The sequence below is a fragment of the Nodosilinea sp. AN01ver1 genome (assembly GCF_050565655.1).
Lineage (GTDB): Bacteria > Cyanobacteriota > Cyanobacteriia > Phormidesmidales > Phormidesmidaceae > Nodosilinea.
Window position 1 is genome coordinate 76890 of the sequence record NZ_JBNXVS010000026.1, and the last position, 6370, is coordinate 83259.

Annotated in this window: 6 protein-coding genes and 1 pseudogene; 2 read left to right on the plus strand and 5 right to left on the minus strand. The window is 57.8% G+C overall.

Annotated elements, in window-relative coordinates; genetic code table 11:
* Window positions 1–151: 151 nt before the first annotated feature.
* Window positions 152–643, plus strand: coding sequence for a TM2 domain-containing protein (locus ACQ4N7_RS18955; protein WP_430713048.1), 492 nt, complete (start codon window positions 152–154; stop codon window positions 641–643).
* A 76-nt stretch (window positions 644–719) separates the two neighbouring features.
* Here ACQ4N7_RS18955 and ACQ4N7_RS18960 read toward each other — a convergent pair whose 3' ends face one another.
* From ACQ4N7_RS18960 to ACQ4N7_RS18970, 3 genes are all read right to left on the minus strand, one after another.
* On the minus strand, window positions 720–1592 hold the full coding sequence (locus tag ACQ4N7_RS18960) for an MBL fold metallo-hydrolase (protein WP_430713049.1): 873 nt from the start codon (window positions 1590–1592) through the stop codon (window positions 720–722).
* An 82-nt stretch (window positions 1593–1674) separates the two neighbouring features.
* Window positions 1675–2064, minus strand: a complete 390-nt coding sequence (locus ACQ4N7_RS18965; RefSeq protein WP_430713050.1) for a hypothetical protein — start codon at window positions 2062–2064, stop codon at window positions 1675–1677.
* Window positions 2065–2492: 428 nt separating this feature from the next.
* Window positions 2493–3812 (minus strand): Rieske 2Fe-2S domain-containing protein, encoded by a 1320-nt coding sequence (locus ACQ4N7_RS18970; protein ID WP_430713051.1) that lies wholly within the window; start codon window positions 3810–3812, stop codon window positions 2493–2495.
* Window positions 3813–4818: 1006 nt separating this feature from the next.
* Here ACQ4N7_RS18970 and ACQ4N7_RS18975 point away from each other — a divergent pair.
* Window positions 4819–5301, plus strand: a complete 483-nt coding sequence (locus ACQ4N7_RS18975; RefSeq protein ID WP_430713052.1) for a hypothetical protein — start codon at window positions 4819–4821, stop codon at window positions 5299–5301.
* 74 nt (window positions 5302–5375) lie between these two features.
* Here ACQ4N7_RS18975 and ACQ4N7_RS18980 read toward each other — a convergent pair whose 3' ends face one another.
* Both ACQ4N7_RS18980 and ACQ4N7_RS18985 read right to left on the minus strand, forming a co-directional pair.
* Window positions 5376–5585: a hypothetical protein gene (locus tag ACQ4N7_RS18980; protein ID WP_194024760.1), complete on the minus strand. Its 210-nt coding sequence runs from the start codon at window positions 5583–5585 to the stop codon at window positions 5376–5378.
* 323 nt (window positions 5586–5908) lie between these two features.
* Window positions 5909–6238 (minus strand): annotated as a pseudogene (locus ACQ4N7_RS18985) (Uma2 family endonuclease); the annotation flags it as partial.
* Window positions 6239–6370: the final 132 nt, after the last annotated feature.

Here is a 6370-nt window from a genome sequence, read left to right on the forward strand (position 1 = left end):
AGAGCTGCCTTGCAACTCAATCGACGGTATTACGGGACGGTTACAGGGGCGGCCCGCGCAAAAATTGGCTGTCTATAATGGGCTCTAAGCGACGGCGGCGAGCTAACTTTAGGTTTGCTGCCCTGCACCATAGTCTTTTCAGAGACACACCATGGCACGAGCAAAAACTGGCATAGCCTACTCGCTCTGGGCACTAGGTTTTGTGGGCATCTGCGGGCTACATCGGTTTTATACCGGGCAGATTGTGTTGGGGCTCGTCTACCTGTTCACATTCGGGTTGTTTGGCATTGGCCAGCTCATCGATCTGGTGCTGGTGCCCGGCATGGTCAAAACCCGAAACGACCAACTGCGGCGGCAATACCTGGCAGAGTGGGGTGACGAGGGCCTGGTGATGCCAGTGTCGATAGAGCGAAACCTGGTCGCGGCCCAGAGCATTCCACAGACCCAAAATGACTCGATGCAGCAGCTGCTAAGGGTGGCCCACGCCAATGGGGGCAGACTTTCTAAGGCACAGGTCGCGCTTCACACCGGGCTGAACCCAGAGCGCGTAGATGCCCTGATTCAGGAGGCGCTGCGCTACGGCTATGCCGATGTCACCAACGATCCAGAGTCTGGAGCGGTGCGCTACGTCTTTGATTTGTAGCGAGTAGGGCTGGCACTGCCCACCCTACGGTGCTGCAAAAGCGATCGCCGCCTTTCTTCTACGATCATTCCCAACCCTACTGCGCCTTCATCCAGGCGAGGCACTTTTGCATGTGCTGGCGCATGGTGGCTTTGTCGGCGTGGTGGCGGCGACCGTGGCCGGGCAGCACCCACTCAAAGTCGTAGGTGGTGAGCCTTTCCATTGATTTAACCTGCTCAGACCAGGAATACCAGCAGACAGAGCGGAAGGCGTGCAGCTGATGCAGCCGCTCCGACCAGGCCAGGTGGTCGCCGGTAAACAGCACCCGGTTGTCGTACAGCAGCACCGTATGGCCTTTGGTGTGGCCCGGCACCGGAATAATCGTCAGGTCGGGCGTTAGGTCGACCGGGTCGGTGCCCTGGAGCTGAATTTCGACGGCGGCAGTGCCCCGGCCAACGTCGTCGGCGTGGAGGATGCGTTGACAGCCAAACCGCTCATGAAACTGCTGGTGGTCGGCCACATCATCCTGGTGGGTGAGGTAGAGGTAGCGCACGCCGCCCAGGGCTTCGATCTGCTTCACCAGGGGGGCAGCAAAGCGGGGCGAATCGACCAGCACGTTGCCATCGGGTCGCTGAATCAAGTAGCTGGCCGCCCCGTAAGACTTTTCGGAGTGGTAGCCGCAGTGGTAGACGTTCTCGGTAATGGCGATCGGAAAGCTGGCCTGGGCCGCCTTCATATCTTTGGGCGGCTCCACGGTGCCAATGGAAGCAGTGGGGCAGGCGAGTACAGCCTGTAGCGCGGCCAGCCGTTCGGCCTCGGTTTTGGGCTGGTGAAAAACCGCCGACTGCTCATCGTCGCGAGTGAAGATATCCGGGGCCATCCAGCGGCAGGTGTCGCAGTCGATGCAGGAGCTATCGACGTAGATATCGCCCTCTACGTTTTGGGGGCGGCGGGCGGTGAGGTGAGCCATATTTGATTCATACCTGCATTCAGCAATCCCATAGCTTGAGTCTATCGCTGGGAAAGGGCGATTGTGGGACGGTGTGTAAGCGTTAGCCTCGGCCAAAGAGCCGCTTCAGCGGGTTTGAGGCAATTTGCCCGATGGGGGTGCGGCTGCGCTTAGCCGCCTGCACAGGGTCATCGGCGGTGAGAATATCCACAGCGCGATCGAACTGTTTGTCGCTGTCGGATCGGCTGGTGCTAGACGCAAAGGTGGCCGCTGGTGTGTTGGCCTGGGTATCAGAGAGAGCGGCTTGGTAGGCCTGATTTAAGTTCGGCAGGCTGGCCGCGATCGCAGGCAGTTCTAAAATGCGAGTGTCTAAGCTCTGACCAATAGCGTGGAGCTGTTTTTGCAGCCCCTCGGGCAGGGCGCTGTCTTGCCGACCCAGGGCGGTGATAAACGCGGTCACCGTTTTTTCTTGTTCAGGGTTTAAAGTAGGCATGATTATTAAGGGATAAACAGTACTGCAAAAGGGCGATTCCCCAGAGGGGACGCTGCGCGAGCGCAGGGTGCTGGTGTGCGATCGCCTGACGCATCAAAACCAACCCCGATAGCGCGTAGGGCTACTGCTAAAACACGCCCCACAGCGCGGCTTAGATCGAGGTTTTTAATTTGAAAGATCCTGCTCTTTGATAGTAAGAAACTTTGCCGGGAATGATGGCGGTTCATGACATAAATCCCACCTTTGGCAGAGCTGTTTGTTGTGCCGATTGGCTGAGCGCCTCAGCAAATGTGCTGCCCCTCGCCGCCCCTTCCATGCTTCCCCTAGTGCCCATGCAGGGTGCAAGGTATAGGGCTCAGGGTTCGCCTGAACCTGAAACCTTGAACCCTACACCCCACTGCCCCGTCATCTTTAAGCTTGGCAGTCTACTAGGGACGTTCGGCGTGGATGTAGTCGACAAACCAAAACTTGGGCTCTAGCCTAAAGCGCAGCCAGGCGGCGATCCCCAGCCCCAGCAGGCCCACACCCGCCAGGGGCAGACCGGGCCAAAGCCGCCAGGCATCGGGCAGTACCGCCACCAGGGCCAGGCTGGCGACAAAGTAGATCAGCAGGCCCCACTGCAAGCGCTGAATGGTCTTGAGGGCACTGCGGCAGCTGTGGCAGTGCTGCGTGTGCTGATGGTAGCGATCGAGCATGTGGCGATGGTCTGGGGAGGGGGCCAGGCTGGGGGCCTGGGGCTGCCAGAGGGGATGGTTGGGCAGGTAGCGATCGCACCATTTGCGAAATTCAATCACCATGCGATCGGCGGTGGTAGGCAGCTTATAGGCCGTCTTCCAGTCCTGGGTTTGCAACTGCTGCTGTAGCCGCTGGGCCTGCTGCTGCAACAGCACCATATCGCCATCTAGCACGGCATTGCGGGTTTTAACGTGAGCCCACCAGCGAGGGATGAGCCGGTGCAGGGTCAGGGCAAAATTGCGGGGAAACTGGGCCACAATGCGGCACTTACCGGGCACCGTAGGCACGCAGTAGGTCACCAGCCCCACCTGCTTGCCCTGATCGCCAAAGCTAATGACATATTCCACCCGGCAGGGGGGCTCAAAGGTAATGTGGCTGCTGAACCGGCCTGTAGATTCGGCCTCGATGCGCTCTGGGGTCGAGGTGAGAATTTGCAGCGGCAGCGGCCCCGCCTGGGAGCGCTTGCCCTGCACGCCGTGGTGGGCAAAGGGCACGTGGGTGGGGTCAACCACGTTTTCGACCAGCGTTTGCCAGTCGTATTCCAGGTCGCGCAGGTAGGAGTCCCACACAAAGCCCTTGCTGGCATCAATTTGAGGAGACAGCGGCAGCGGGGTCTGCTGCGCCAGCTCGGTACTCTCGGCATCGGGCCAGACCCACAGCAAATCGTTCGCGATCTGGGTGGGGAGCACCGTCGCACAGAGCTGGGGCTGCTGGTCGGGGTGAAAGCCCGCCTCGGCCTGGGGCACCGACTGGCATACGCCCTGGGCATCAAACTGCCAGCCGTGGTAGCTACACATCAGGTGGCCGCTCTGCTCGTCTACTCGGCCCTCGCTGAGGGGGGCCAACCGATGGGGGCACTGATCGACAAAGGCCTGATAGGTGCCAGAATGACGGGGCTGCCAGATCACGATCGGCACACCCACGACCGTGACGGCGGTGGGATAGCTGGGCCTGAGATCAGCGACGGGGGTGACTGGATACCAGTGCTGGCTGAAGTTGAAGAGGTCTGTCATCGGTAGGGGCGATCGCGCGCTTGAGACGGCTCACAGTCACGGCCTGCCACCCTCGCACCACACCAGGGTCAGCAGTTCTCGAAGACGACTGTAGCAGGTTGGCCCCAGCTCAGCGACGAATCGCAAAAAAGTGAGATGTGGGTTGCGCAGTTTTGGGGCGGTGTGGCTAGACCTACAGCAGTAATGGGTCGTTGTGCGTTGTGCGTGGGTGTGGGAGTGTCAGCGTTGGGATTCTGTGGGTCGGGTGTGAGTAGTGCGTGTGGCGGCGTTGGGGCTGGGATTGTCAACGTCGGGACTTTGGGTGTCAGCGTTGGGTCTCTGAGTGTCGGGTGTGCGTGTGCATGTGGCAGCGTTGGGATTCTGTAGGTCGGGTGTGGGTAGTGCGTGTGGCAGCGTTGGGGCTGGGATTGTCAACGTTGGGGCTGGGATTGTCAACGTTGGGGTTCTGGATGCCATCGTTGGGGTTCTGAGTGCCATGTGTGGATAGCGCGAGGGTCAGCGCTGGGTTTCTGAGTGGCATTGTTGGGTCTTTGAGTGTCGTGCATGGGGGTTGCATCCCAACTTTGCAAATTCATGGACTCGATGGACGGTTGGCCCGTCATGCCCGTGCAAACGGGCATCCAATCGAGAGTAGCTGTTACCCAGTAGATTCCCGCCTCCGCGGGAATGACAGGCACGATTCCTTTTCCAAATCAACAACGCAGCACATTTACAAAACTGGGATGTACCCTGCATGGGTTCCTCAGGCTTCGCTCTGGCGGTTTTTAGAAATAGGTCACGGTTTTGCAGAAATGACCTGCCGTATTTTACGGAGCCTTTCATTTGCTATTCAGAAAAATTCCGTGCGATCGCCAGGTTTGAAACCGCAAAAATTAGGCTATCTATTGAAAACCCAGGTACACCAAATCCACTTCGGAAACTAAAGTTTTTCTTTGCGGCAAGCTCTATTTCTAGGCTTGGACTCGGTTTATTCAAGGGTGTCATCTAACCATGAGTATCAAGCACTATGATTGCCAACCAAATCGATATTGAATTTTCTGCTGAAGACCAAAAAGCGGTAATGGAAGCCCTGGAACTCGTTCGCGAAAAGCTAGGGTTTGTGGTCGGTCTATCGGCGGAAGAGCGCCGCCGGTTGTCTAAGATTGGCACGCGATCGCAAACGTTTACCTACCAGGCCCTGACGGTGGCCGAACAGCACCCGGAGCTAATGCCCCGCTACCTGGATGTGGATGGGGCCATGCGCGATATGAACCTATTTATTGCGCTGAACCCGATTTTGCAAACGCTGGTTGAGCTACAGCGCCTGGTTAAAGACACGCAGACTGTCGCGGGCAGCGAGGCCTATGCGGCAGCGCGGACGGCCTATTCGTCGGCCAAGAAGGCGGCAAAGGGTGTGGGCCTGGAGGATGTGGTTAGCACCCTTTCGCAGCATTTTGAGCGATCGAAGCCTGCGGCGGCGAGTCAATCACAGGCTGGGCCATCGGTATAGGCATGACAGGTCTGCAAACGCCATAATCTATGGCAAACCCCTGGAGATGTACTCTCCAGGGTTTTTTTGATTCGCTAGTCGGCGGCGGGGGCGTAGCGGCGGGTGTGTATCGAGATATACTCGCCCTCTCTGCCGGTAGGCATTAGCTTTGTCCACCTATCGGGGTCGGCGCAGCCTTTGGCCCCCAGTTGATGAATGGTGTCTCGTACGGCTGCGTAGTCGCCGAGGGCTATCAGGCGCACTACTTCTTGCTGCCGCACGGGCAGTTTGAACTCGTAAGTCATGGTGTTCACCTTTAGGGTCAGGAAAACGGGGAACTTACCTAGCACTCCGTAAAGGTGCGAAACCGATGGGCTAGATCTCTTAAAATGAGCCTAGTCATTTCGGCTTAGCGTCGATAAGTCGGAATGATCAGGGGTTTGGGAGGAGTGTCAGTCCTCTCATTCCCCGCCTAGCTCATTCCCCGCGTTGTGTATGATACGCCATGCGATCGGTGAAAACAACCGTATAGCCAAGCCGCATGCACCAACAAAATCTAGTAGGTTGGGTGAAACGAAGTGGAACCCAAAACCGCTTGCTGCTAGGAGTGCGTAGCATGCTTTCCTTGTCACTGGCCAGCCCGAAAGATGGCCTCAGCGGTTAGCGACAGGTTTGGGAACAGCTCAGAACGGATTGGCTCATTGCCGTGAAACTGGCTGACCTGGTACTCATCCTCAATCAGGCGATAGATCGAAAGCGTTGGTCGCTTGGGGTTGCCAATGTAGCGGCGTCCGCCCAGGCCCAGATAGTCAACAATCCAATATTCAGCAATGCCGAGACTTTCGTAATCGACTAGCTTTTTGCCGTAGTCGTCACGCCAGTTGGTGCTTACCACTTCTACAACCAGCGGTACTGAGGCTCCTAGGGTAACGGTTGAAGCCTTTTTCCAGAGAGGCTCTTGGGGCCAGGGCCATTTCATTCTCAAGGAAGGCTGAAGATGCTAGAGTTTCAGGCTGATTCATCTTTTCCTTAGGCTCTATGCATCTTTCTCCTCCATCCCCTGCTACGGTTCCCCAAACCCACCCCGAGT